The organism is Mesorhizobium sp. Primo-A (assembly GCF_003997175.1).
In the GTDB taxonomy this organism is placed as follows: domain Bacteria; phylum Pseudomonadota; class Alphaproteobacteria; order Rhizobiales; family Rhizobiaceae; genus Mesorhizobium; species Mesorhizobium ciceri.
On the sequence record NZ_RZTG01000001.1, the window covers coordinates 259478 to 285630 of the forward strand.

Below are 26153 nucleotides of genomic sequence, written 5' to 3' on the forward strand. Positions count from 1 at the left end.
CAGTCCTCCGTTAGGGAAGCCTCCGGAAGCCACCATATATCAGGTTATATTGTCGCGGTTTACCACGTGTAAAAAATGCCGAGCAATGCATATCATAGTATATGAAATAGATTAGGGGGCAGTTGCAAAGTAGAAATGGCCGCTGTCTCTATCCGGTAAATATCGGAGGGGTTTCAGCCATGACGAACAATATCGAGTTGGACAGCTTTTCGGGTTCCTTGAACGAGCATTCCGCGTCCAGTGAACACGGCGATCAGGCATCGCCGGCGGAGATCCGGGTCGCACAGGCAAATTCGACGCAGCAGGCCGCACCGGCAGCGTCCGAACCGGTGCCGGTCGATGTCGGCGGCGGAGCGCCCGTCAAGCCGGAAGCCCCCGCGGAAGCGAAGACGCTGCCGGCAGCTGCGCCGCACGAATATGTAGCCGACGCCAGCCACGTGGTAAGGCTTCCTGCCAACGCCTCCATCGACAACATCAAGGTCGACGGCCAAAACCTTGTACTCGAACAGGCCGACGGCTCGGTGATCGTGATCAAGGACGGCGCCCTGAACGTGCCGACCTTCATCATCGGCGACGTCGAGGTGCCGCGCGTTGCCTTGCTGGCGGCGCTGGAAGCCAGCCATGTCGATGTCGCCTTCGGCGCCGACGGTTCCATCTCGGCCGGCCCCGGCGGTTCGAATTCAAGCGCAGGCGGTGATTTCTCGGTTCCCCCCGGCGGCATCGGCGACGGGTTCGACCTGTCGGCATTGCTGCCGCCGACCGCCTTGCAGTTTGGGCTTCTGGATCGCCGCGAACTGTTCCCGTCCATCGTCGACAGGCCGGTTTCAGTGGTGGCCACGTCACTGCTTGCCCCGACCGAAGCGGCCAGTGAAACTGGCCTCGATGGCAACCAGACACAATCGCCTGGCAGCGACGCGCCAAGCAATTCCGAAACCTCAGGCATCGGAACGATCAGCATCGACGCACCGGATGGAATCGGGTCGATCGTTATCAACGGTGTCGCCGTCACCGGCGTCGGCCAGCAGATCCCGGGCCAGTTCGGCTATTTGGAGATCGTCTCCTACAATCCGAGCACGGGTGCTATCCAATACAATTACACGGTGACCGAATCGGTCACTCATCCCGAGCACACGAACGGGTTCGATCCCAACGACACGGTTCCGGACAATTTCAGCATCACTGTCACGGACGTCGACGGCGATTCGGCCAGCACCACCTTTGCCGTCGCCATCGTCGACGACGTGCCGACCGCGGTTGCCGATACGGACAGCGTGACGGAAGACGGCGTGACGGTCGCGGACGGCAACGTGATCACGGCCAGCGGCGGCGCGGACGCGAATGTGACGGACGGCGTCGCCGACGTTAAGGGCGCGGACGGGGCGACGGTAACGGGCGTCGAGGCAGGCACGGTCACATCGGCCTCGGGCCATGTCGGGTCGGCCGTGGCGGGCAGTTACGGTTCGATCACGATCGATGCGGACGGCCACTACAGCTACACGCTGAACAACGGCGCTGCGGCGGTCCAGGCGCTGACCACCGGCCAGCATCTGACGGACACGTTCACGTATACGCTGACCGATGGCGACGGCGACACCTCGACGACAACGGTCGAGATCACCATCAACGGCACCAACGACGTGCCGCAGGTCGTCGTTGACCAGGGCAACCCGGCCGGCGCGCATGATCAGGTCTATGAAGCAGGTCTGGCGGCGGGTTCGGCGGCCGGCGACGGCAGCACGGTTGCGACAGGCACCTTCACGGTGTCGGACGCCGACGGGCTCGACGACGTGCAGAGCGTCACCATCGGCGGCGTCACGGTTGCCATTGGCAGCCTTAACGGTTCGGTCTTCCAGGGCGACCACGGCACGCTGCTGATCACCGGCTACAACCCGGCAACCGGCGTTGCTGCCTATCAGTACACGCTGACCAGCCCGACCACGGACGTTCCGGCAGTCACCGAGACCGACAGCTTCTCGCTCACCGTTTCGGACGGCACCTCGTCGTCGGCCCCGGCAGCCATCGTCATCGACATCGTCGACGACGTGCCCAATGCGGTCAACGACACCAACAGCATCAGCGAGGACGCGCTTTCGCCGGTCAACGGCAATGTGCTGACCAACGACCTGCATGCCAACAACCGGCCGGGCGCCGACACGCCGACGAGCTTCGTCAGCTGGGATGGCTCGACGACGGGCGCGCACGGCACCTTCGTGGCCAATCCCGACGGCACCTACACCTATACGCTCAACAACGCCGATCCGGCGGTGCAGGCGCTGGACGCCGGCCAGACGCTGACCGAGACCTTCAACTACACGATGAAGGATGCCGACGGCGACACCGATACGGCAACGCTGACCATCACCATCAACGGCACCAACGACGTGCCACAGGTCGTCGTCGACCAGGGCAATCCGGCCGGCGCGCATGACCAGGTCTATGAAGCAGGTCTGGCGGCGGGTTCGGCGGCCGGCGACGGCAGCACGGTTGCAACAGGCACCTTCACGGTGTCGGACGCCGACGGGCTCGACGACGTGCAGAGCGTCACCATCGGCGGCGTCACGGTTGCCATTGGCAGCCTCAACGGTTCGGCCTTCCAGGGCGACCACGGCACGCTGCTGATCACCGGCTACAACCCGGCAACCGGCGTTGCGGCCTATCAGTACACGCTGACCAGCACGACGACGGACGTTCCCGCAGTCACCGAGACCGACAGCTTCTCGCTCACCGTCTCTGACGGCACCTCGTCGTCGGCTCCGGCAGCCATCGTCATCGACATCGTCGACGACATGCCCAATGCGGTCAACGACACCAACAGCATCAGCGAGGACGCGCTTTCGCCGGTCAACGGCAATGTGCTGACCAACGACCTGCATGCCAACAACCAGCCGGGCGCCGACACGCCGACGAGCTTCGTCAGCTGGGATGGCTCGACGACGGGCGCGCACGGCACCTTCGTGGCCAATCCCGACGGCACCTACACCTATACGCTCAACAACGCCGATCCGGCGGTGCAGGCGCTGGATGCCGGCCAGACGCTGACCGAGACCTTCAACTACACGATGAAGGATGCCGACGGCGACACCGATACGGCAACGCTGACCATCACCATCAACGGCACCAACGACGTGCCGCAGATCGTCGTCGACCAGGGCAACCCGGCCGGCGCGCATGACCAGGTCTATGAAGCAGGTCTGGCGGCGGGTTCGGCGGCCGGCGACGGCAGCACGGTTGCGACAGGCACCTTCACGGTGTCGGACGCCGACGGGCTCGACGACGTGCAGAGCGTCACCATCGGCGGCGTCACGGTTGCCATTGGCAGCCTTGACGGTTCGGTCTTCCAGGGCGACCACGGCACGCTGCTGATCACCGGCTACAACCCGGCAACCGGCGTTGCTGCCTATCAGTACACGCTGACCAGCCCGACCACGGACGTTCCGGCAGTCACCGAGACCGACAGCTTCTCGCTCACCGTCTCTGACGGCACCTCGTCGTCGGCCCCGGCAGCCATCGTCATCGACATCGTCGACGACATTCCGACGGCCCATGCCGACACCAACAGCGTTGTCGAGGGCGGGATCGTGCTCGGCAACGTGCTGAGCGACGGCACGGACGACGTGTTCGGCGCCGACGGTGCGGCGGCGGGCGGCGGCGTTGTCGGGGTCCGCGTTGCGGGCGGCGACACCACGACGGCGGTGACGACGGGCGTCAACACGGTGATCAACGGCAGCTTCGGCACGCTGACGCTGCAGGCCAATGGCAGCTACAGCTATGACGGCCTGCCCAACGTGGTTCCGCCGGCAGGCGCAACGGAGACCTTCGTCTACACCATCATGGACGGCGACGGCGACCTGTCGACGACGACCCTGACCATCAACCTGTCGGACAGCGGCCTTGCCGTCTCCAACGACGACCTGACGGTCAACGAGGCGGCGCTGCCGATCGGCAGCAACCCGTCGAGCACCGCCGAGACCATCGCCGGAACGGTCGCCGACAATGTATCGGGCGGCACCGGGCCCTACACCTACGCACTGGTGAGCAACGCCATCGGCGCGCACGGCACGCTGACCTTCAATGCCAACGGCACCTACAGCTACACGCTGACCTCGCCGGTCGACGGCGCCGACGCCAACAACGGCACCAACACCGTCAACAATGTCGAGACCTTCACCTACCAGGCCACCGACGCCAACGGCAACACGATCACCAACACCATCACCATCGACGTCACCGACGACGTGCCGACGGCCCATGCCGACAGCGGCAATGTCAATGAAGGCGCGCTGCTGACCGTGACTGCTGCGGCCGGCGTTCTGATCAACGACGTGGCCGGGGCAGATGGTGCCACGATCGACGGCGTCCGGGCTGCGGGCGGCAACACGACAACGGCGGTGACGACCGGTGTCAACACCGACATTGCCGGCCTGCACGGCACGCTGCATCTCAACGCCGACGGCTCCTACACCTACCAGTCGACGGCCCACAGCATCAACGCGAACACCACGGACGTGTTCGTCTACACCATCAAGGATGGTGACGGCGACCTGTCGACGACGACGCTGACCATCAACCTGACGGACATCAATGACGCGCCCGTAGTCGCGAACACTCAGAACTGGATGTCGAGCGACCCGGCGCAGCAGACCTTGAGCACGCCCAGCTATCCGAATGGGTATCCGCTGCTGGTCTCCATTCCGACGGATGCGGACGGGGATAACCTCATCGTCACCGCTACGGGAACGATCCCCACCGGCACGTTCTATTTCAACGGCGTGACCTATATCGCCCTGACAGCCGGCACGGTGCTGTATAATCCGTCCGGCGGTATCAACCTGCTGGACGATCTGGTTTATCGGCCGACCGCATTGCAAACTGACACGGTCAACAACAACCTGTCGCTGGATGTCTATGACGGGCACACTCACGTTGCACAGACTGTTGGCATCCACGAAGTGCCGCCGACCAGCCTGCCCAGCGACACGTCGCAGATTGGCGATGGCAGCAGTCCGCTGACGTCGGGCAATGATCAGGTCACGACGCTTGCTCTGTCGCAAGCGACGGTAAACGCGATATTGGCGGATCCTCACAGCGCAACTGTCGTCGTCTATACCGATTTCCAAAAGACGCCGATTGATACGCCGATTGACCCTTCAGAGCGAAACCCAGGTGCGTTCGGAGATAGTAGCGCAGGGTCGCATCGTGAACAGGAGGTTCAGGTCGAGATCAGAATTGGCACCAATCACTTCGCCGCAGTAGAAGACGATTTGACCGCTGGGACCTTCGAGCAGACTTGGTTCTACGATCCGGCCACGGGTCAGATGAAGGCTACGGTCGACTACGATCACATCTTCCTTCTCGATGGCGCAGGCAATGCCACCGCTACGACGCTTGCCAGCTACTTGATCGCGCATCCGCCGGCAGCCGGAGACTCGTGGACCCTGTCCTACTTCGACAATGATGGCGGCAGTTGGCAGGCCCGCTCCGTCAATTTCTCCTTCTTCTCGCACAATCCTGGTGATCCCGGGATCACGGTGAACGGTGACCCAACGCTGGCCGACCAGATCTATGGAACGTCCGGTATCGACCAGCTCAGCGGTAATGGCGGCAATGACGTCATCGTCGGCCGGGGCGGCAATGACTTCCTCAGCGGCGGAGCCGGCAACGACCTGCTCAGCGGCGGCGACGGCAACGACCTTCTCATAGGAGGTCTCGGCCAGGACACCCTGACCGGAGGAGCCGGCGCCGATACGTTCCGGCTTGAGAATATCGACATCAAGGACCTCATCACTGATTTCAGCGGCGTGGGAGGACATGGCGACAAGATTGACCTGACCGCCCTGTTTGACACGGCGCCTGGAGGAGCCAATATCGGTGACTTCGTGAACTACAATGCGGGGACGGGTACGCTCAGTGTCGATGCCAACGGCAGCACCGGCGGCGCCAACTTCGTCGACGTGGCAACGCTGACGAACCTGCCCGCTGCCAACACGATCACGCTGCTCTACGACGATGGCATAACCCAGCATCAGACAACCGCAAACCTGGTCTAACGGCATAGCGCACAACCATGCGATTATGTTATACGTCGCTAATATTTAGGGGAGCTAAACATGAAACGTTCTGCAAGACTGCTTGTTTCCGCTGCGACGCTGTTGCTGGCAGTCGGGTCGACGGGGTATGCCGCCGACATCATCGAAGGTCCGACAGGCGATTATTGCCGGGTCGTCGGCACGTCCAATCTGGTCTTGAACGACAACATCGTCGATCTGAAGCAGCAGGTGGTGAAGCTGATGGACGAGTCGGTCGCCGCCGCCAACAGCTCGGAGTGGATCAACTCGTCCCGGCCCGTCTTCGTCTGGGCATCGGAAGCCAAGGTCGCCTGCGGCATGGCTTACGGCTACCTGAAGACGAACTACAAGGACGAAGACACCCTCAACAAATGCGAGTGTTTTCACGATCGCATGGTCGAGTACATGCACTGACCGGATAGGCGAACCCACGCCTGTTGGCCATCATGACAGCCGCCGGATCATTCTCGAAGGCGATCGCAGGCGGGATCGCGTTCGTCGGCTTTGGCCTCACTGTCACGCTGGCCCACGCCAACTGGCTGGAACGGCCTTTTGTGGAACAACAGCAGCCGTCCAGCCTGACGCGGCCGGCACACTGTGACACTGCCACGGAGTGGACCCGGCAGGCTTTCAAGGCGTTTGCCAGTTGCCAGGCATCGATCTATGGCCTGGAGCCGATGCTGGCGCATGCGGTGATGGAGATCGAAAGCGGCTTCGATCCCGGCGTGCAAGGCGCCGATGGCGAAGTCGGCCTGATGCAGGTGATGCCGGCGACCGCCAGGATGCTCGGCTTTCGAGGTTCCCTCGACGATCTCAGCGCGCCGGCGGCCAACATCGCGCTGGGGGTCAAATATCTTGCACAGGCCAACAGGCTCGCCGCGGGTGATCTCTGCACCACCGTCATGAAGTATCGCGCCGGGCACAATGAAAGCCGGTTCTCGGCCCTTTCAGTCCGCTACTGCCAGCGTGCGCGGGCAATCCTGGCAAGGGAAGGGATCGAAGTGACCGGCCCCTTGCCGGTGGCGACATTCGGCTTTTCCGCGTTTTCGCCAGGCGGGGAGGGTGGAGCCCCTGCCCAGGGAAAGGGCGTTTGCGTGCGCCGCGTGTTCGTGCCCGGGCCGCGATACATGAAATGCGCCGACTATCGAAGTGCCGGGCAAGCAAGGCAGATCAGGGCGCTCAGAGGCAGGCTTTTCGGCGGCTAAAAGAACTACAGACGGCACTGCAAGTCCGCCGTAACATGCGTTGAAGACCAGACCGGGAACAATATCCGGCGGCACATAGGGGTGGAGCATTCATGGAAGCTGGCCGACAGGTCCACCGTCCGCGGACATGGGCAATCGCCTTGGCGCTCGCCGCGATCGTGTCGGGCTGCCAGTCGAAGGGCGGCGTGTCCGAAGTGCTCGATCCGGCGGCGGTTACCGCGCCTGCCGGGCAGAACGGCGCCGCCGGCGCCGGTCCCGTCCAGGCGACCCAGTCGATGGGCACCGGCTCGACCAAAGTCACGATGCTGCTGCCGCTGTCCGCCCCTGGAACGGCCGGGGAAAACGGCAGGAAGATGCTCGATGCGACCAAGCTGGCGATGACGGATATCGGCAACGGATTGCTGGCGCTGACGGTAGAAGACACCAAAGGCGACAGCGCACTGGCCGGCAAACTGGCGGTTACGGCCATTACGACGGGGTCTAAAGTCGTCATCGGCCCGACCGAGCTGCCGGCGGCCCAGCATATTGCCACGCTGTCGGGGTCGAAGCGGCCACCGGTCCTGGCGCTCGCCGACAATTTCGCCGGCGGCCCCGGGGTCTATGCCGTGCTCCTTGGCGAAGCGGACAGCGCCGCCGCGGGCGCCGCGGGACTGGCCGCGAAAGGCAGCAAGAAGTTCGTACTGCTTGTCGCGGATGGCCCAAACGCCGGCGCCATGGAGAAGCGGGTCGCAAACAGCCTCAGCATCTACGGCGCGGCGCTCGCGGTCACTCTCCGATATTCTGCCGGCGACGGCGCGAAGACGGTCGACGAAATGGGCTCACTCGTGGACGCCCCCGACGCCGTCATCGTCGCCAGCGGCAATGGCAGTCCGTCGCCTGTCCTTGCCGCCCTCAAATCGAAGGGCATTCCGGGAAAGACGATCTCCGTCGTCGGGACGAACCGTTGGCTGGAGCACCCCATGGATCCGCTCTTCGAGGGGGCGTTTATCGCCACGCTCGATCCAAGCGAAACCGGGCCGATCGCCGACCGCTTCAGGACGACATACAACTATCCGGCTGACGTCAATGTGGCCTACGCCTATGATATGGTTGCCCTGACGGCAGGGATTGCCAGCGCGGTCGGGCCCGATGGTTTCAGCAAAAAAACTCTCGAGAATCCAAACGGCTTTCGCGGGTCGACCGGCCTGTTCCGGTTTCGGGCCGACGGATCCAGCCAACGCTCGATGCCGTTCTATCGGATTGAAAAAGGTGCGCTCAAGCTGGTTGCCAAATCGACGTCGGGTTTCTGACCGGCGCAAATCCCTGGGATCCTGTTCAAGCTGATGGCCAGGCCGGGCCGCAGCCGCTTGGCGATCGCACTTGGAAGCCTCCTGCTCCTGGCCGGGATCCTGCTGATCATTCAGGGCGGGGCGTTGCTTTCGGTCGATCAGCCTGTCCGTGCCCGGTCGCCAGATGTTGACGACACGCAGCCTGTCCGGCCGTTTGCCCCGGTTGCCGGCGCACAACGCCTGGAGCCGGCGCGCAAGGTTGCTCAAGACCTGATCGCTCCACCACGGCTTGATCCCGCTGAGATCGAACGGGCCGAGCCCCGTCCGCCGCTCAGCGAGCTCGGTCTCGCCGTGCCCCCGAAAACGCCGATGCCCAGGGATTGGCGGGAGGTCTTGCTCTACCGCCCGGTTGTCACATCATCGGCGATGTTCGAAGCCATGGGCCGCAAGGTGTTCATCAGCGGAGTGCGAGGCATCGATCTCGACAGCTCCTGCTCGTTTCATGACGTCACCTGGCCTTGCGGCGTACGCGCCCGCGCCGTTTTCAATTCCTGGCTGAGGGGACGCGCGCTGCACTGTTTCGTACCGCCGGACGTCGAGCGTTTTGCCGTCGCCGCACCGTGCAGGCTGGGCAAGCAGGATGTTGGCGCCTGGCTTGTCTCCAACGGCTGGGCCACGGCGCTGCCGAGCGGCATCTACGGCAAGGCGGAGGCGACAGCCAGGGACGCGGAGATGGGCATGTTCGGCCCGGCACAATAGGCTGTCATTCAATCCCTGATGTTTTGTTTGTTAACCGCCACGGGCGCAGCCTTGATGGGGTCATCGCGCAATCGATTAAATTGCAATGTTCCTTGAAACTGAAATTGCAACACACCGGCCTTATACAAGCCCATCCACAGGAGATCGGCCAGTGACAAAGACTATGGCGAGCACCACCGACCAGGCATGGAAAGGCGTCGCTTTGCTGACCTTTCTGGGAACCGCTGCAATCCTGGGCGTTTCCGTCGGTCTCAATTATCTGCTTCTGTTCTCGGAGGCGCTGACGCCATTTGGGCGCAGCATGGTCACGGCAATCCTGTTGCCTGTCGTTCTTGGTGTTCCGCTTTTTCTGTTCGTTGGATTGAAACAGATCGAGCTTCGTCGCTATCGCCGGGAACTCGACAAGTCGGCAACCTTCGACACCACGACCGGCTGCCTGAACGGAGCGGTCTTCACGTCGATGGTCGAAAAAAGAACCGCAAGGCCGTCGGTGCCGGGGCCGAAATCCGGCGCCTTCCTGGTCATCCATTCGGAGCATCTGCGGTCCATCAACCTGCGCTTTGGTCTTGAATGGGGCGATCAAGCCTTGCGGCTCATAGCCTCAACCATACAATCGTCAGTGCGCGCGGAGGATCTGGTTGGACGCATGGGGACGTCGATGTTCGGGGTCTTCCTCGCCGGCGCGACCGAAGCAGAAGCCAGGGAAATCGGCGAGCGTATCAGGGCGCGCATCGCACAAGTCTATTTCGCGCCAAAAGGCACCGAGGATGCCTTGACGGTCAAGGTCGGCGGCGTGGTGTTCGAGAACCAGGTGGAGTTCGCGGACATGTTCCGGTCCGCCGAGCAGCGCATGGCCGGCGTCCAGGACGGAGCCGCGTTTGAGCTGACGCATCTCCATAGCTGATAGTCGCCGGGAACCGGAGCCAGGGGAATTGTCGGACGCGGACGCCCTCACGCTGCCGGCGGGGTAACCCGAGAAGACGCCGCCCAGGTTTCGGCGATGGCGACGATCGCCGCGTTGATCGGTCCGCTCGGGATCGCCGGCATCACCGAGGCGTCGACGACAAAGGCATTGTCGAAGCCGTTCAGCCGCAAGTCAGGATCGACGACGGCCTCGGTGTCAAGACCCATCCGGCAGGTGCCGGCCGGATGATGATGGGTGGAAGCAGCCCTGGCGATGAAAGCATCGAGTTCGGCATCGGACCGAACCGGTGCGCCTGGCAGGATCTCCGTATCGCGCCATTCGTCCAGGGCCTCATGATGGCCGACCATGCGCGCCCGCTTCAACGCCATCCTGAATGTCGCGCGATCGTGTTCGGTTTCGAGATAATGCGGATCGATGACCGGCGCATCGTTGCGGCCCGGCCCGCTCGGTGTGATGCGCCCGCGGCTTGTCGGATGGGTGACGCCGCAAAGGATGGTAAAGGCCGAGCCATAAAGCGGGGCATTCAGGCCCTCGGCCGCCGACGGAGCGACGACGCAGGCGAGCACGATATCGGGACTTCCCATGGAGCGGATCGGGTCGTCGCTGTGCAGATACATCAGCGATTCGGAGTGCTGCAGGCGGGAAGGCGGCACCGGCTTTTTGGTGCTGTAGACATTTCCAAGAGCCAGCAGATGATCCTGCAGGTTGCGGCCCACCTCGCTGCGATCGGCAAGGCAGCGTATGTCAGCCTGCTTCAGCGTATCCGGGCAACCAATGCCCGACCGCATGAGGATGAGCGGCGTGGACGCGGCGCCGGCGCAAAGGACAATCCGGTCGGCACAGAGCGTTCTGGTCTGGCCCTCGCAGACCACGCTCACGCCCGTGACCCTGTGGCCGTCCAGCACCAGATGCTCGACCTCGTGGCCGGCGAGCAAGGTCAGGTTCGGCCGCGCCATGACCCGCGGCGGCAGATAGGCGTCGGCGACGCTCAGGCGCTTGCCGTCGCGTATGTTGAGTGAATTGGGGCTGGTGCCGACCAGCTCGCCGCTGTTGTGGTCGCTCAGGGCGGGAGCCCCCATGGATCGCCCGGCGGCGATGTAGGCACGCACGACCGGACTGACCTCGGCGTCCGGCAGATAGACGTCCAGCGGGCCGCTCTTGCCGCGTGTTGGCCCGTCGAAAGCGGTGAAGGCTTCGCTGCGGATGAAGCCCGGCAACAACCCCCGATAGGACCAGCGCTCGCCGCCGGCTTGCACCCAGGGGTCGAAATCATCGGGATGGCCGCGCACATAGGCCATTGCATGCAGGCAGCTCGAGCCGCCGACGATTTTGCCGCGCGGCCATTCATGGACGCGGTTGGCGGTGAAGGGCTGGGGCACGGTCCGATAGCTCCAGTCGTAGGCGCGGCCCTGGAGCATCGTCCATTTCAGCGGGTCGGCGATGTCGGGATCGGCCGGCATCGTCCCGGCTTCGATGAGGCCGACCTGGCACGACCGGTCTTCACTGAGACGGCTGGCAACAACCGAGCCAGCGGATCCCGCGCCGATGACCAGCACGTCGAAATGACGTTTCAATTTGAAATTCCCCGCACAGGCTCGATGTCAGAGGTGATGCGATCACGCGGCAAAGGCGCCGGCATTCGACCGTTCCATGATCTGTCTCTGCACCGACAGAAGGTGCGCGCGCATTGCGGCCTCTGCCGCTTCGGGGTCGCGCTGCGAGATCGCTTCGGCGATCAGGCGATGCTCGCCGTCGCGGTGGGCGATCCGCTTGGGGCAGGTGGGTGCCGCGGTGCGCGCAACCTTCACCCGCGCATCGACACCGACCTGGCGCAGCATCTTGTAGAATTCCGCGGCGAGGTGGTTGCGGGCCGCGGCAACGATCGCGAGATGGAAAGCGAAGTCGACCTCACCCGACGGGGCGTTCTCCGGCGTGGTTGCCGCGTCGAGGATCCGCGCCGTCTCGAAAGAGGAGGCGCGCAGCGACGCCAGTCGGGCAAGGCCCGGCTCCATAATCAGGCGCAATTCCAGGACCTCGATCGGATTGGTTACCCTGACCAGTTCCTCGCCATATCTCGGAAGGGCGGTCGGCGCCCGCCTGGCGCGCGCCGGTTTGAGGTCGCCTGAAAGGCGCAGCACTTCAAGCGCCTTGCGAAGCTGATGGCGCTTGACGCTCAGATGTTCCGCAAGATCGCGCTCGGACGGAAGCTTGCCGCCGCCCTGCTGCAACTGGCGGACCGCGGCGATGATGTCGTCGAGATCAGATGGTCCGACCTGCGGCTCGAATGCGCTCAAAACCAAATCTCCTGTCCGATCGGCAGACCGCCGACTCAACGTCCCGACATCATATTGTGACACGAAAACCTGTTCGACGGCACTCAACCAATTCAACCAATCTACAACTGTACGCAATGGTTGACAACACCAGTTGCGCGATGGTTGACTGCCCATGTCGACGGTTGCCATCGCGGCAGACGTCTTTCTCCCGAGGATCACGCATGCCGGCTGGCGAAACCTTTGACTACGTCATTGTCGGTGCGGGATCGGCCGGCTGCGTGCTGGCGAACCGGCTGAGCGAAGACCCTGCCGTGTCGGTGCTTTTGTTGGAGGCGGGGGATTGGGACCGCGATCCGATGATCCACATCCCGCTCGGCTGGGGCAAGATACTGACGGAGCGCCGCCACGACTGGATGTATTTCTGCGAGCCCGAGGCCAATGTCGGCGGCCGCAAGGTCGAATGCGCGCGCGGCAAGGTCATCGGCGGCTCTTCCTCCACCAACGCCATGGCTTATGTGCGCGGCAATCGCGGCGACTACGATCGCTGGGCGGCAAGCGGCCTGACGGACTGGTCGTTCGACAAGGTGCTGCCCTACTTCAAGAAGCAGGAGCGCTGGGAAGCGGGCGAAAGCCGGTACCGTGGCGGCAGCGGGCCGCTGAACACCCAGTTCTGCCGCTACAAGGACGAACTGATCGATGCCTTCGCCACAGCCAGCCGTGATGCCGGATACCCGCAGACCGATGACTATAACGGCGCCATACAGGAAGGCTTCGGCCGGCTGCAGATGACAATTGCCAACGGCCGCCGCTGCTCGACCGCAACCGCCTATCTGCGGCCCGCCATGCGGCGCGGCAATGTCAAGGTGCTGACCGGCGCGATGGCGACGAAGATCCTGCTCAGGGATGGCCGCGCAGCCGGCATTGCCTACACCAGAGGCGGGGCGAGCCATGAAGTTCTGGCGCGGCGCGAAGTTCTGCTTGCCGGCGGCGTCATCAACACGCCGCAGCTGATGATGCTGTCAGGCATAGGCGACAGCGGCGAGCTGGCGGCGCATGGCATCGAGACGAAGGTCGATCGTGCGCAAGTCGGCAAGAATCTGCAGGACCACGTTTCGGTTATCGTGATGTATCGGCGCAAACAGCCTGGACCGTTTCTCAAGATGATGCGGGCCGATCGTATCGGGCTGGATTTCGTCAGGACTTATCTCACCGGAAAGGGCTTTTCGGGAGATGTGCCTGGCGGCGTCGTGGCATTCCTGAAAAGCGACACAAGCCGGCCGTTGCCGGACGTACAGCTGCTTTTCACCGCCGCGCCGCTTGGGGCATGGCCTTACATGTCGCCGTTCAAGGCGCCGTTCGCCGACGGCTTTGCGACCCGTATCGTTGCGGTGCAGCCGGAGAGCCGCGGCAGCGTCAAGCTGGCGTCGAGCGATCCGGTTGCCGCGCCCCTGATCCATCAGAATTTCCTGTCCTCGCAGCGCGACTGGCAGTCGCTTCGCGCCGGCTTTCGTGTTGCACGCAACCTTGCCAGCCAGCCGTCCATGGCTCCGTTCGTCGGCGCGGAGTTCTTCCCCGGCCCGAAATGCGAGAGCGACGAAGAGATCGACGAGCACATCCGCAAGACCTCGATCACCGTGCATCATCCGGCCGGCACGTGCCGCATGGGCGTCGATGCGGCATCGGTGGTCGATCCGGAATTGCGGGTGCGCGGCATTGCCGGGCTTCGTGTCGTGGACGCCTCGGTCATGCCCGACCTCGTTTGCGGCAACATCAATGCGGCGGTCATCATGATCGCCGAAAAGGCCGCGGATCTGATCCGCAGCCGCGCTCAACAGAGCGTGGCTGCCTGATAAGGCGGCCGGAATACAACCAAAGTCTTTTGGTTGAGACTGAAAAACTGCGTTGGTTGGACTGTCATGCGCGCCAGCATGGCCGTGACGAAGCGGTTTCACGCCCTGATTGTGAGCTGAATTCCGTGCATTTCTAGGCTGTTTCTGCCTATTTCTGGGCATTTGCCACTCAAAAATGCACCTCAACCAAAAACTTATAAGATTCGCAATTTGGGTATTGTCGAGCAAAACCAATGCGAATACGGTTGAGTTGGTTAGAAGTATTTTCTTCGTGACGAGAGGTGTCCGATATGTCCCTGGCGCAACCAGCTAACGATGTGCTCACCAACAAGAAGGCGGCACTCAAGGGCCTCTACGACGCCCTCTACGCAAAGAACATGTTTCCGTTCTGGGCGACGTCGGAAGGCGTCGACCATGACGAGATCAAGCAGTTGATGGCGACGTCGAAAGCCGTTCCCTTCGTGTGGTCCTATTCGGACATCGAGCCCCTGCTCCAGCGCGCCGCCGAACTGGTGACCATGGACGACAGCGAGCGCCGTTCGCTGATCCTCGTCAATCCCGGTCTTGCACCCAAGCGTGCATCGGTCAGCACCATGTACACCGCCTACCGCTTGAACGATCCCGACGAGATCATGCCGCCGCACAAGCACTCGCCGAGCGCCATCCGCTTCGGCCTGACGGGCAAGGGCAATTTCACCGGCGTCGAGGGCGAAGACGTGGTCTTCGGCCCGGGCGACATGGTGCTGACGCCCAACGACGCCTGGCACAATCATGGCACCGTTGGCGGCGAGCAGGCGGTCAACCTGTCGGTGCTCGACCTGCCGCTGGTCGAAACGCTGCATGCCGTCCATTTCGATCACAAATACACGGAGATGGTCGACGGCAAGGAAGTCGAGAAGAAGGTGCAGACCGCCCGCTACCCCAGCGACTACTCACAGCGCATCTATGGCGAAGGCGGCCTGATGCCGCGTTTCGTCGACCACAAGCGCGGCGGCGGCCTGTCGTCGCCGATGTATGTCTATCGCTGGGAGAAGATGGAAGCGGTTCTCGACGCCCACAAGGATTGGGATGGCGACCCCCATGAAGGCATCGTCATCGACTATGTCGATCCGACGACCGGCGGACCCGTCTTCCACACCATCAATTTCTACGTGCAGATGCTGCGCCCCGGCGAGAAGACCTTGCCGCAGCGCGAGACCGCCAGCCTGCTCTTGGCGCCGTTCCGCGGCAACGGCCATTCGATCATCGACGGCAAACGCTATGACTGGAACCAGTTCGACACCATCGCCATACCCGGCGGTTCCTGGGTCGAGCATGTCAACGGCTCGTCGAGCGAGCCGGTGATCTTCTTCGGCGCCACCGATGCGCCGACGCAGAAGGCGCTGCTCCTCTACAAGCGCTGGGGCCGCAACCAGGCCGGCGATCTGCTCCGTCTCGTCTAGTTCCGGTCCTCCGGCAGGCAATGTCCACGCCGCCATTGGCGGCGTGGACATCGAAATGGAATTTCAGCAGCAAGGGCGTATGCATTTGGTTTCGGCGTTCAACACAAAGCAGATCGGCCATGTCGACTGCCCAGGCGGCGGTCAGGTCTGGGTCGACGGCAACATCCTTTATATCGGCCACATGCGGCCGCCGAGCGGCACGACGCTGGTCGACATTTCCGACCCGCGCAATCCGCGCAAAATTACGACGATCGATGTCCCGCCCGGTTGGCACTCGCACAAGGTGCGCGCCAAGGACGGACTGATGATCATCAACCACGAGCGCTTTGGCGACGCCGGCCCGGCTGATTTCGGCGGCGGACTGGCGCTCTACGACACCACCAAGCCGGCACAGCCGAAGCTCATCTCGAAATGGATAACCGGCGGCAAGGGCGTCCACCGCTACGACTTCGACGGCCGTTACGCCTACATATCGCCGACCGCCGACGGTTATGTCGGCAACATCGTGATGATCCTCGACCTGATCGATCCCGCGAAGCCGGTCGAGGTCGGACGCTGGTGGATACCGGGCCAGTGGACCGGGGGCGGCGAAGAGTATCCTTGGCACGACTATGTCACGCCGCGCTGTCACCATCCGCTGCGAATGGGCGACAGGCTCTATGTCAGCTACTGGCATCATGGCTTGTTCATCCTCGACATTTCGGACATCACCAAGCCGAAGCTGGTCTCGCACGTCAATTCGAGCCCGAGCTTTCCGCATCCCACGCACACCTGCCTGCCGATTCCACAGCCGCTCAAAGGCCGCAACATCATGGTGGTGGCGGACGAGGATGTCGCCAAGCTTCGGCCATCGCCGCCGGCCTTCACCTGGATTTACGACATCACTGATGAGACCAACCCGTTGCCGATCTCGACCTTCCAGGTGCCAGGCCTCGACACGGACGGTTCACCGCAGCCTCAGATGACCGGCTGCCATCAGCCTTCCGAGCGGTTCAATGGAACCGTCATTCCGTTTGCGTGGTTCGCGCAGGGGCTGCGCCTCGTCGACATCGCCGATCCGTTCGCGCCAAAGGAAGTCGGTCATTTCATGCCCGACGCGCCGGAGGGCGCGGAGCGTTCCTCGTCCAACGACGTGACCATCGACGACCGCGGCATCGTCTACCTGATCGATCGCATCCGCGGCGTCGACATCATCGAAACCAGCGTTCTCTAGGGGGATATGTTGAGCGACAGCACGCGAAAATCCGCCAGCCACTACGCCATCGGCAACAAGAACCCGAACCTGCCGTTTCATCCGGCGGTGCGTGCCGGCGATTTCATCTTCGTCTCGGGCCAGGTGCCGAAAGACGAGAATAACAACATGATCAGCGGCACGATCGAAGAAGAGACGCTGGCGACGCTGAAGACCATCGCGCGCGTCATCGCGCATGAAGGCGCGACGCTGTCGGATGTCGTGCGGATCACCACCTATCTCGAGGATACGCGCGATTTCGGCCGCTACAACAAGGCGTTCCTCGAAGGGATCGGCGACGCCGTTCTGGCGCGCACGACCGTCGAGGCAAAAGCGGTCATCAACACCAAGATCGAAATGGACGCCATCGTCTACAAGCCGCTGCCGGCGAGCAAGTAGGCCCTGGACACTAGCGAGGAGAAGACATGTACAAGCTGTTAGGCCGCCAGACATCAGGCAACGTCCAGAAGGTGCTCTTCATGCTCGAAGAGTTGGGAGCGTCCTACAAGCGCGAGGATTATGGCCGCCAGTTCGAGAACACGCAGACGGCGGAATACAAGGCGCTCAACCCGACCTCCAAGGTGCCGACGCTGGTCGACGGCGACACCGTGATCTGGGAGTCCAACACCATCCTGCGCTATCTCGCGGCATTCGGCGGCGAACAGTTGAATGGCGCCACGCCGGCGGAAAAGACCGAGGTCGAGCGCTGGATGGACTTCCTGCTGGCGGCAGTCAATCCGGGCTACCTGGCGGCCTTCAAGGGCGCCAAGCTCACGCCCGAGGAACAGACCGCCGAATACAAGGAACAAGTGAAGGACCTTGTCGCGCAGCTCAAGATCGTCGACGGCCACCTGGCCGGCAAGGACTTCCTGGCGCTCGGCAAGCTGACCCTTGCCGACATTGCCTGCGCGCCGATCCTGAAGCGCTGCGTCGACTTCAAGATCGACCGGCCGTCAATGCCCAATCTGGAGCGCTGGGTGGCCGCGATCGCCGCTCGGCCGGCCTTCAAGGCGGCAACCACTGCTGCTCCCGCAAAGGCCGCATGATGATCAAGCGCGCCGCTCTCATCGGACTGGGAACGATGGGTCCAGGCATCGCCGCGCGGCTTTCGCGCGGCGGGCTCGATGTGACGGCGTATGACGTTTCGCCAGGGGCAATCGAGCGCGCCCGCGGCATGCTCGATCTTGCCGGCGGCGTGCTCGACCGTCTCGACATCGAGGCGCCCGGGACTGGTGCCGGCAAAGTGCGTTTCGTCGAGACGATCGCCGAGGCCGTCGATGGCGCCGAACTGGTGATCGAGAACGTGCCCGAGAATATCGACATCAAGGCGCAGACCTATCGTGACATCGATCCGCTGATCGGCCCGTCCGTCATCGTCGCGTCCGACACGTCGGGCATTCCGATCACCAAGCTGCAGGCGCATATCTCGCATCCCGAGCGGATGGTCGGCATGCACTGGTCGAACCCGCCGCACATCATCCCGATGATCGAGGTGATCGGCGGCGAGAAGACCGCGCCTGAAACCGTGGCTGTTATCCGCGATCTCATCCGCTCGATCGGCCTGCTGCCGGTGGTGGTGAAGAAGGACGTTCCAGGCTTCGTCGAGAACCGCGTGCTCTATGCGCTGCTGCGCGAGGCGGTCGATCTTGTCGAGCGCGGCGTCATCGAGCCGGAAGACCTGGACACCTGCGTGTCGTGGGGCATCGGCTACAAGATCGCCGTCATCGGCCCGATGGCGCTGCTCGATATGGCGGGGCTGGATATCTACAAATCCGTCTCGTCCTTCCTGAATGCCGATCTCTCCAACCGCGACGATGTGGCGCCGATGGTTCTGGAGAAGACGGCTGCGTCGAAATTCGGCATCAAGTCGGGCGAGGGCATGTTTGCCTACACGCCCGAGCAGACAAAGGCGCTGCAAGGTGAACGGGCGCGCAAGCTCGTCGCGGTGCGGCGCATCCTGGAAGGCCGGGAGTAGCCAATGTCACATGGTGCGCACAGGGCCAGCCGGTTTGAGGAGTTCCACCGGTCGGCTGTTTGTGTGAAGGGCGCCTTCGCCATCAAGATGGTGCGGGTGCGGCAGAAAACAGCGCGCGGGGCGACAAGCCATGCGCATTGAAACCATCCGAGCCGCCGGCGACAGGCCGGCCCATATCCGCCATGACGATCTAATCTCCGCCAAGGGCGTTTCGGTGGTCATGGCCCGTCAGCTGATCCTCAGGAACATCGATCTTTCGGTGCCAAAGGGATCATTCGTTTCCCTTATCGGTCCTTCCGGATGTGGCAAGAGCACCTTGCTCAAGGTGCTGGCCGGGCTGGTGCAGCCTACCCAGGGCAGCGTTTCGATCGCCGGGCTCGCGCCGGTCGAGGCGGCGCGCAAGCGGATGATCGGCCTCGTCTTCCAGGACGCCAACCTGCTCCCCTGGAAAAACGCCGTCGACAATGCCTCGATGCTGCTCGGCATCGCCGACAAGTCGCTCTCGCGCTCGGATCTGCGGGCGCGCGGGCAGGAGATGCTGGAACTGGTGGGGCTGGGCGACAGCGCCCACAAGCGGCCAAACGAGCTGTCGGGCGGCATGCGGCAGCGGGTCGCCATTGCACGGGCCCTGGCGCTCGATCCGGCGGTCCTGCTGATGGACGAACCGTTCGGCGCGCTCGATGCCATCACCCGCGATTCGATGGGCCAGTCGCTGCTGGAGATCTGGCAGCGGACCGGCAAGACGATCGTGCTCGTCACCCATTCCATCGACGAGGCCATCCATCTGTCGCGCCATGTTCATGTGCTGGGGATCAAGCCGGGACGGATCACCGAGAGCCTCGACATTGCGCTGCCTTACCCGCGCGACCTGTCGGTCACCGAAGATCCGGAGTTCGTCAGGCTGGTGGTCCAGTTGCGAACGATGCTGCGCTCCAGCCATCAACCGGGAGGCGCGTCTTGAGCGACCAACCCATAATCGACCTTTCCGAGCCGCGCCTCGCCTCCAGCTGGAGTGCGGCGACCGGCAGCTGGCTGCCGGCTGTCATCCTCCTGCTGGTGACGATCGTGCTGTGGGAAGCCGCGGTGCGGATCTTTGCCATATCCGCCTTCATCATTCCCGCCCCGTCCGAAATCGCGAAGTCGCTGGTGGCGCAATGGGGCACGCTGATGCAGGCGACGCTGGTGACGGCGGGCGAGATCCTGTTCGGCTTCCTGGTCTCGGTCGTGGTCGGCATTGCCATTGCGCTGGTCATCGTGCGCTTCGATTGGTTGGGACGCGCGCTGTATCCACTGGTGGTGCTGTTCCAGAACGTGCCGAAAGTCGCCCTCGCGCCGATCTTCATCCTCTGGTTCGGCTATGGGCTGGCGCCCAAGATCGGCCTGATCCTGGTCATCGCCTTCTTTCCGGTGACGCTCTCCATGCTGGCGGGCATGCAATCGGTCGACCGCTCGCTGCTGTCGCTGATGAATTCCGTCGGGGCCAGCCCGACGCAGATCCTGTTCAGGATCCGCGTTCCGCACTCGCTGCCGAACCTGATGGCCGGAACCAAGATCGCCGCCACGTTGAGCGTGATCGGCGCCATCGTCGGTGAGTTCGCCGGGGCGTCGGACGGTCTCGGCTACGTCATCCAGTTCGCGTCGACCCAGCTCGACACGGCGCTGGTCTTCGCAGCGCTGCTGCTCGTTTCCGTGCTTGGCATCGCCTTCTACTACGCCGCCGAAATCCTAGAACGCATCGTGGTGCCGTGGGCGCCGAAATTCAGCCAATCCTAGGCCCGCTCGATCAACCAAATTCATAAAAGGGAACAAAAATGCTGAGACGCTCACTTATCAAGGCCGCTACCTTCGCGGCGTTTGTCACGGCACTCGGCTTCTCCAGCGCGGCTCTGGCGGCGGACAAGGTCAACGTCCAGCTCGACTGGGTCGTGCGCGGCAATCACGCCATGTTCTTCGTCGGCAAGGAAAAGGGCTTCTTCGCCAAGAACGACATCGATGTGGCCGAGATCCGCAAGGGATCCGGCTCGCCGGACGCGATGCGGCTGGTGGGCAATGAGAACGCGGATTTCGGGTTCGGCGATCTTCCCACGCTTGCCGTCGCACGGTCGCAGAATGTCCCGGTCGTGGCGCTGGCAGCCGTCAATCAGCACTCGCCGCTGGGGATCATTTCGCTGGCCAAGACGCTGAAGCTCACCAAGCCGTCCGACCTCAAGGGACTGACCATCGGCATTCATCCGGCCGGTTCCACCTACATCTTCTTCAAAGGCTTCCTGGCCGCCAATGGCCTGACCGAAAAGGACATGACGCTGAACAGCGTCTCGCCTCCCTATGAAAGCTATTTGCTGCTTGGCCGGGTTCAGACGGTCGTCGGCTATATCGATGCGGAGGTTCCCGAACTGGAAGCGAAGGCCGGGGGCCCGGGCTCGCTCAGCATCATGATGGGGGCGGACTATGGGTGGAAAGCCTATGGCTCCGGCCTGTTCACCTCGCAGGCGATGATCAAGGACAAGCCGGACGTCGTGCGCCGCTTCGTCAAGGCATATAGGGAGGCCTTCGACTATGTCGTGGCTCATCCGGAAGAGGCCGCCGAGATCACCGCCAAGGCAGCGCCCGGCTATGCGGACAAGAAGGACGTACTGCTGGCGCAGATCAATGCCGACATCGCCTCGACGTTCACCAGCCCGGACACCAAGGAACACGGTCTCGGCTGGATGACGAAGACGCAGTGGGAGGAGACCCTAAAGACGCTGACGGACCAGGGCGTGCTCAAGGCGGCTCTGTCGGCGGACGACGTCTTCACCGACGCGTTCCTGGCAAAGGAATAAGAGGCTCGCGATGTTCGAACGGACGCGGGAATGAGCGCCTACCGGCAGGCCAGGCTGTCCTGCGCCATGGCGCAGGACACATCGCGCTCGCCTTTCGCCGCATCGGTGCGGTCGAGCGTGATCTGCACGCGGGTGGCATATGCTCGGCTCGCCAGACCGCACCACAGCCGCTCGACGGGCAGGTTCTCGCGCTTGTCGTTGAGGATCGTGAACGTGCCGGTCTTCGCATCGAACCAGAGCTCGACGCGGGTCTTCTTGCCCGGCTCGATCGTTGCGATCCCGGCCGAATACCAGTGGGCGAAGTCGGCGTTGCAGGAGAGGCCTTCGCTGCCCGCATTCGAAATCGTCAACGGAACCATGTCGAGCCCGTCAGTGCCGGTGCGGACGACGACATGGTGCAACTCAACCGCGTTGGCGAAGGACGATAACGCCAGCATCACCGGAAGGGCATAACGGATCTTCACTTTGCCTGAGCTCCACAATGTAATTTTTCCTAGGCAGTCTATCTCGCTTTCGCGCAATAACAATAAGAATATTGATTGGTGAAACAACAGAGAGGGTAACATGTTAAAGCTTCTTAAGAGCAGTGTAAGTGCAGTTATATTAGTCGGTGTCTTGATTAGCGGCGCGCTTGCCGGCGAGGTCAAGTCGATCGCCATCCTGACGCCCGAAGAAGGCACGGACTACGGCTGGAACCAGCAAGGCATCGATGCCGCCAAGGCGGCTGGCAAGGCCGCCGGCGTCGAAGTGGTCGTGGCCCAGGGCCTCGGCTATGGCGATGTTCGCCCGACCTTGCGGGAACTTGCCTCCGACGGCGCCAGCCTGCTGATCGCGCATGCCAGCGGCTACAACACCTCGGCGCCTGAAATCGCCAAGGAATTGAAAGTTCCGGTGGCAATCGTCGACACGCCAGCCGGCCTGGAGAAGGGCCTTGTCGCCGACTATACGCTGAGCGGCCACGAGGGCGCCTATCTCGCCGGCCGTCTCGCCGCCAAGGTGTCGCGTTCCAAGTCGGTCGGCATCGTGGTGTCGGGCGAACCGCCATCGTGGAATTCGCAGTCGGCGGCGTTCGCGCAAGGCGTGAAGGCGGAGAACCCGGACGTCAAGATCACCTACGCGGTGATCGGCCCGGCCGCCTACAGCGATGCGGCCGGCGGCAAGCGCGTCACCGAAAGCGTGATCGCATCGGGCGCCGACATCATCTTCGGCCAAGGCAACGGTTCGAGCTTCGGCATGCTGCAGGCGGTCGAGACGACCAAGGCAGCCGATGGCGGCAAGGTCTATTTCATCGACGTCATCGGCGACAAGTCACCGATCGACAAGGGCTTCCTGCTGTCGTCGGTGGTGTGGAATATCGAGCCGGTCTATGCGGCGATGATTGCCGACCTGAAGGCGGACACGTTCGGCACCAAACACTATACGATCGGCCTCAAGGACGACTCGGTCAAGTTGCTGAAGACCGCTGCGATCCCGGACAATGTCTGGACGGAAATCCAGGCGCTGCGCGAGGACGTCATTTCCGGCAAGATCAAGGTCGAGCCGGTCTATGACGCGGCCGCCGTAAGGGCACTGATGACCAGCGTCGCCCAGTAAGGCGATCATGGTCGGCTGCCGGAGGGGTGATCCGTTCACCCCTCCGGACGATTCCTGTTTTTTGGTGCTGGGCTTCATGAGCGGTTTTTCTTCATCGTCCGTTGCCGGGCGCGACATCGTCGCGCTTGAAGGCGTGACCAAACGGTTCCCCGGCATCGTTGCCAATGACAGCGTCGACCTGTCGATCCGCCCGGGCGAAGTGCATGTGCTGCTGGGCGAGAACGGCGCTGGAAAATCGACATTGATCGGCATGTTGTCCGGCCTGCAGCAGCCTGACGAAGGACGCATACTGGTCGACGGCAAACCGACGCCGATCACCTCGCCACGCCATGCGCTGGCACTCGGCATAGGCACCGTATTCCAGCACATGATGCTGGTGCCGACGCTGACGGTGGCGGAGAACCTCCTGCTTGGCGGGCCGTGGTGGCAGCGCCCCAGGACCGAGGAACTGGCGGCGCGCGTCGCCGAGATCACCGGCACGCTCGGCATCACCGTCAAGCTTCAAGCCAAGGTATCGGAGTTGTCGCTCGGCGAGCAGCAGCAGGTCGAGATCCTGCGCGCGATGCTGCGCAACAGCCGGCTGCTCATCCTTGACGAGTCCACCTCCATGCTGACGCCGAAAGGTATCGACGAACTGGGCGCGCTGATGCGCCGCCTTGTCGAGCAGGGCCTTGCGATCGTCTTCATCACCCACAAGCTCAAGGAGGCGGCTGCCTTCGGCGACCGCATCTCGGTGCTGAAGCTTGGCCGCAAGGTCGGCGAGATTCCACCCGAGCGGTTTCGCACGCTGGGCGAACAGGAGATCGTCTCGGAGATCGTGGAATTGATGTTCGGCAAGCAGAAGGATGACCCGGAAGCCGTCGAGCGTCCTGTCCGCACTGCCCGCGCCGGCGCTGCCCCGCTGCTTCAGGTGACGGACCTGGCGGTAGCGGCGACGGACAATGCGCCGGGCCTGTCGTCGATCTCCTTCGACATCCGCCCGGGCGAGATCCTCGGCATAGCCGGCATCGACGGCAACGGCCAGAAGCAGCTGGCGGAAGCGCTGGCCGGCCAGCGTACAGCCACAAGCGGCTCGGTGCGGCTGGACGGCGCCGCCATCGAGACGCTGAGCGTCGGCGAGCGCCGCCGGCGCGGCCTTCGCTACCTGACCGACGACCGACTGGGCGAGGGCACTGTCGGCACCTTCCCGGTCTCGATCAATTTCTTCCTCAAGCAGGTCGGCGCGGCCCCGTTCTGGCGCAACGGCGTCGAGCAGCGCGCGGAGATCGACAAGCGCGCCGCGCAGCTCGTGCGCGAATACGACGTGCGCACGCCGAGCCTGAAGACGCCCGTCGCGCGGCTGTCCGGCGGCAACATCCAGAAGGTGCTTCTGGCAAGGGAACTGGCTGAAGGCGCCAAGGTGGTGATCTTCAACAAGCCGACCTATGGGCTCGATCTCACCAACACATTGGCGTCGCGCCAGCGCATTCGCGATACGGCGGCGCGTGGCCTTGCCGTGCTGCTGATCTCCACCGACCTCGAGGAATTGCTTGGTATGTGCGACCGCATCGCCGTCATCGCCGACGGCGCTTTGGTCGGCACCGTCGAGAACGTAGACGACGCCCGCACAAAGGTCGGTCGCCTGATGATCGGACTTGCCGCATGAGCATCGACACCGCACCCACGGTCAGCGCCACCGCACTCGATGCCACGAGCGGGGCAGCGACGCGCCGCGACATCCTGCATCGGCTGCTGATGACGCTCGGCCCGATCCTTATCGCGCTGGTCATAGCCGGCTGTATCCTGCTTGCCGTCGGCGTCGACCCGCTGGCCTATTATGGCTTCGTGCTGGAGAAGGGACTGTTCTCGCCGCTCGGCATCCAGCAGACACTGACGCGCATGGCGCCGCTGCTGTTTCTCGCCGCCGGCCTGATCGTCGCCTTTCGCGCCGGCATGTGGAATCTGGGCGGCGACGGCCAGTTCCTGCTTGGCGCGGTGACGGCGGCTGCCAGCGCTCCCGTGTTCGTGCAGATCATGCCAGCCTGGCTGGCGCTGGTCTGCTCGTTCCTCATCGCCATGGTGGTGGCGATGATCTGGTCGCTGGTGCCGGCGCTGCTGCGTGCCTATCAGGGCGTCAACGAGATCATCACCACCCTGATGATGACGTTCCTCGGCACCTCGCTCGCCAATGTGCTGGTCAAGCTGGCGTTTCGCGACCCAAGCACGACCGTGCCGCAGACGCGCACGCTGCCGGTGGAGGACCGGCTGCCGCGCCTGTTCGAAACGACCATCACCAGTGGCCTGCTGCTTGGGCTGGCGGCGATCATCATCGTGCATCTGGTGATGACGCGCACGGCGTTCGGGCTGAAGCTGAGGATCGTCGGCGCCAATCCACGAGCGGCGGTTCACTCGGGGCTCGGCGTTCCCGGCCTGACCGTCGCCGTCTTCGCCATTTCGGCCGGGCTGGCCGGGCTTGCCGGCGCCGTCGACATCATCGGCGTCCAGGGCAATGTCCGCGCCGACTGGAATCCCGCCTACGGGCTTGCCGTGATACCCGCCGTGTTTCTCGCCCGTATGAACGGCTTTGCGGCCATCGGCTTCGTGTTCCTGCTTTCGGTGCTTTCGATCGGCGGCGAGAGCGCGGCGCGCCGGCTCGGCGTGCCCAATCATTTCACGCTGGTGCTGGTTTCCATCGTGCTGATCGTGCTCGCGCTCGCCGAATATTTCGATCACCGATACAACCAGTCGCGGAGGGCCTAGGGC

At 63.3% G+C, this 26153-nt stretch carries 21 protein-coding genes; 18 read left to right on the forward strand and 3 right to left on the reverse strand.

Annotated elements, in window-relative coordinates:
* The first annotated feature begins 179 nt into the window (after positions 1-179).
* From EOC83_RS01185 to EOC83_RS01210, 6 genes are all read left to right on the forward strand, one after another.
* Positions 180-6047, forward strand: a complete 5868-nt coding sequence (locus tag EOC83_RS01185; protein WP_127325911.1) for a VCBS domain-containing protein — start codon at positions 180-182, stop codon at positions 6045-6047.
* A gap of 60 nt (positions 6048-6107) precedes the next feature.
* Positions 6108-6479: a hypothetical protein gene (locus EOC83_RS01190; RefSeq protein WP_027163714.1), complete on the forward strand. Its 372-nt coding sequence runs from the start codon at positions 6108-6110 to the stop codon at positions 6477-6479.
* Between the two features lie 32 nt (positions 6480-6511).
* Entirely contained in the window at positions 6512-7270 is a 759-nt protein-coding gene (locus EOC83_RS01195; protein ID WP_063170328.1) for a transglycosylase SLT domain-containing protein, read from the forward strand.
* Positions 7271-7410: 140 nt separating this feature from the next.
* Complete coding sequence (locus EOC83_RS01200) at positions 7411-8559, forward strand: ABC transporter substrate-binding protein (RefSeq protein ID WP_244514232.1); 1149 nt, start codon at positions 7411-7413, stop codon at positions 8557-8559.
* 33 nt (positions 8560-8592) lie between these two features.
* Positions 8593-9297: a hypothetical protein gene (locus EOC83_RS01205; protein WP_063168897.1), complete on the forward strand. Its 705-nt coding sequence runs from the start codon at positions 8593-8595 to the stop codon at positions 9295-9297.
* 151 nt (positions 9298-9448) lie between these two features.
* On the forward strand, positions 9449-10201 hold the full coding sequence (locus tag EOC83_RS01210; RefSeq protein ID WP_082826542.1) for a GGDEF domain-containing protein: 753 nt from the start codon (positions 9449-9451) through the stop codon (positions 10199-10201).
* Between the two features lie 47 nt (positions 10202-10248).
* Here EOC83_RS01210 and EOC83_RS01215 read toward each other — a convergent pair whose 3' ends face one another.
* Both EOC83_RS01215 and EOC83_RS01220 read right to left on the reverse strand, forming a co-directional pair.
* Positions 10249-11796 carry a GMC family oxidoreductase N-terminal domain-containing protein gene (locus tag EOC83_RS01215; protein WP_063168895.1) on the reverse strand — a complete coding sequence of 516 codons (1548 nt, stop codon included), beginning with the start codon at positions 11794-11796 and terminating at the stop codon, positions 10249-10251.
* A gap of 42 nt (positions 11797-11838) precedes the next feature.
* Positions 11839-12516 (reverse strand): FCD domain-containing protein, encoded by a 678-nt coding sequence (locus EOC83_RS01220; protein ID WP_013529856.1) that lies wholly within the window; start codon positions 12514-12516, stop codon positions 11839-11841.
* A 203-nt stretch (positions 12517-12719) separates the two neighbouring features.
* On the opposite strand from EOC83_RS01220, the gene EOC83_RS01225 reads away from it, so the two are divergent.
* From EOC83_RS01225 to EOC83_RS01265, 9 genes are all read left to right on the forward strand, one after another.
* Complete coding sequence (locus EOC83_RS01225; protein WP_063168894.1) at positions 12720-14348, forward strand: choline dehydrogenase; 1629 nt, start codon at positions 12720-12722, stop codon at positions 14346-14348.
* Between the two features lie 290 nt (positions 14349-14638).
* On the forward strand, positions 14639-15790 hold the full coding sequence (locus tag EOC83_RS01230; protein WP_024505127.1) for a cupin domain-containing protein: 1152 nt from the start codon (positions 14639-14641) through the stop codon (positions 15788-15790).
* Between the two features lie 55 nt (positions 15791-15845).
* Entirely contained in the window at positions 15846-17003 is a 1158-nt protein-coding gene (locus tag EOC83_RS01235; RefSeq protein WP_013529859.1) for a hypothetical protein, read from the forward strand.
* Between the two features lie 6 nt (positions 17004-17009).
* Positions 17010-17420: a RidA family protein gene (locus EOC83_RS01240; protein WP_013529860.1), complete on the forward strand. Its 411-nt coding sequence runs from the start codon at positions 17010-17012 to the stop codon at positions 17418-17420.
* 26 nt (positions 17421-17446) lie between these two features.
* The gene (locus EOC83_RS01245; protein WP_013529861.1) at positions 17447-18067 is read left to right on the forward strand and encodes a glutathione S-transferase family protein; all 621 of its coding nucleotides are present in this window, start codon (positions 17447-17449) and stop codon (positions 18065-18067) included.
* Entirely contained in the window at positions 18067-18996 is a 930-nt protein-coding gene (fhmpcd1, locus tag EOC83_RS01250) for a 5-formyl-3-hydroxy-2-methylpyridine 4-carboxylate 5-dehydrogenase (RefSeq protein WP_024505124.1), read from the forward strand. Before EOC83_RS01245 ends, fhmpcd1 begins: the two co-directional genes overlap by 1 nt.
* 130 nt (positions 18997-19126) lie before the next feature.
* A complete protein-coding gene (locus tag EOC83_RS01255) occupies positions 19127-19957 on the forward strand; it encodes an ABC transporter ATP-binding protein (RefSeq protein ID WP_013529863.1) in 831 nt (276 codons plus the stop codon).
* The gene (locus tag EOC83_RS01260) at positions 19954-20769 is read left to right on the forward strand and encodes an ABC transporter permease (RefSeq protein ID WP_013529864.1); all 816 of its coding nucleotides are present in this window, start codon (positions 19954-19956) and stop codon (positions 20767-20769) included. The genes EOC83_RS01255 and EOC83_RS01260 overlap by 4 nt, the downstream gene beginning before the upstream one ends.
* A gap of 38 nt (positions 20770-20807) precedes the next feature.
* The gene (locus tag EOC83_RS01265; protein ID WP_013529865.1) at positions 20808-21818 is read left to right on the forward strand and encodes an ABC transporter substrate-binding protein; all 1011 of its coding nucleotides are present in this window, start codon (positions 20808-20810) and stop codon (positions 21816-21818) included.
* Positions 21819-21856: 38 nt separating this feature from the next.
* On the opposite strand, the gene EOC83_RS01270 is transcribed toward EOC83_RS01265, so the two are convergent.
* Positions 21857-22282, reverse strand: coding sequence for a hypothetical protein (locus EOC83_RS01270; RefSeq protein WP_063168893.1), 426 nt, complete (start codon positions 22280-22282; stop codon positions 21857-21859).
* Positions 22283-22382: 100 nt separating this feature from the next.
* Between EOC83_RS01270 and EOC83_RS01275 the strand changes: the two genes are divergently transcribed.
* The 3 genes from EOC83_RS01275 to EOC83_RS01285 all read left to right on the forward strand — a co-directional run bounded on the left by EOC83_RS01275 (position 22383) and on the right by EOC83_RS01285 (position 26150).
* Positions 22383-23411: a BMP family protein gene (locus EOC83_RS01275; RefSeq protein ID WP_063168892.1), complete on the forward strand. Its 1029-nt coding sequence runs from the start codon at positions 22383-22385 to the stop codon at positions 23409-23411.
* A gap of 76 nt (positions 23412-23487) precedes the next feature.
* Positions 23488-25056 (forward strand): ABC transporter ATP-binding protein, encoded by a 1569-nt coding sequence (locus EOC83_RS01280; RefSeq protein ID WP_063170327.1) that lies wholly within the window; start codon positions 23488-23490, stop codon positions 25054-25056.
* Entirely contained in the window at positions 25053-26150 is a 1098-nt protein-coding gene (locus EOC83_RS01285) for an ABC transporter permease (RefSeq protein WP_063168891.1), read from the forward strand. The genes EOC83_RS01280 and EOC83_RS01285 overlap by 4 nt, the downstream gene beginning before the upstream one ends.
* Positions 26151-26153: the final 3 nt, after the last annotated feature.